Consider the following 1,218-nt stretch of genomic DNA (forward strand, 5'->3'; position numbering starts at 1 on the left):
GCGCTTTGGACAATTGCCATGGTGCGTATGCGCAGCGAACCACGCACGCGCGCCTACGTCGAGCGGCGCACACAGGAGGGACGCTCAAAGAAAGAGATCCACCGCTGTCTCAAGCGCTACACCGCGCGCGAACTCTACCCTTTGATCATCAAGGATTTACAGGCCGCCAGCGCCGTGCCTTGGCATAGGAGCGTCAACGCCCCGACAGAGCGCTTTTTCAGAAGCTTGAAAACGGAATGGATACCGGAGACCGGTTATTCGTGCTTTGTCTCGGCGAAGCGGTCAATCACGGATTATCTGATCGGCTATTATAGCGCTCTCCGGCCCCACCGGCATAATGATGGGCTGCCGCCCAATGTGGCTGAACAGCTCTATTGGAAAGCTCAAAAGACAGTGGCCTGAATTACTTGACCACTACAGCGTGCCCATTGGCACAAATGCTGACCGGACTCCAATCGCCGTTGGATGAAAGTTCGGGAGCAGGTCATGGCACGAAAAAGCCCGCCGGGTGGCGGGCTGGTTGAATCCAGTTATCCGGATACTGTCATGCAAGAATATGGCGCGTGGTGTTACTCCAGCTGCCAGTTGTCGAGTGCCACCTCGTTACGACAGCTTTTATCCACCCGCTCTCGAGGATTGCTCAGGAAAGCATCAATGACACTTGAGCGGCATTCCGTGACCGGGTTATGCCCCATGCCCTGAAGCTCGATGGACTGGAGATTGGGCATTGAATTGGCCAGCTCCTCGCTCCAGCGAGTCCCGCAGCAGGGATCCATCTGGCCATGAATCGCCAGGGCAGGCGTGTCTGACGTTACAAAATCGTTATGCTCAGGAGGCACATCGCCATCGACACCCCACCATGCACAAAGCCAGATAGGTTCAAAGCCAATAACGGCGGGCTCCCGCTGTACCGCTGCGATGGAGTCCTCTGGCGTGGGGCGGTTGGTGCCCATATCGTTACATGCCTGTGCCAGAAAGGCTCCCATGGCGTAGTTGGGCGCTTCGGTTTCCGGCTGATAGCTATCTATCATGAAAAATTCGTGGAGCGATGAATAGTCTCCCTCCGGAATCTCGGTAACGATGCGTGGCAGCATTGAATAATATTGCGGCAGCATCAGGTAAAGAGTCGGTCCTGAAAAACCAAAAATCACCGTGAAATCATGATTATGCGCCTGGATGATGCTCCCTTTTCGGCGTAAAATCTGGTCTATCCTCGCC

General features: G+C 55.2%; 2 protein-coding genes. One reads left to right on the plus strand and one right to left on the minus strand.

Annotation, left to right across the window (positions count from 1 at the left end; genetic code table 11):
- Nucleotides 1–402, plus strand: a 402-nt coding sequence (locus H146_RS21795) for an integrase core domain-containing protein (protein WP_019953266.1), incomplete at its 5' end; no start/stop codon positions are given.
- Nucleotides 403–569: 167 nt separating this feature from the next.
- Here the strand turns inward: H146_RS21795 and H146_RS19955 are convergent.
- The coding region (locus tag H146_RS19955) for an alpha/beta hydrolase (RefSeq protein WP_019953267.1) at nucleotides 570–1,218 on the minus strand (649 nt) is incomplete at its 5' end.

Source organism: Kushneria aurantia DSM 21353 (assembly GCF_000382245.1).
GTDB lineage: Bacteria > Pseudomonadota > Gammaproteobacteria > Pseudomonadales > Halomonadaceae > Kushneria > Kushneria aurantia.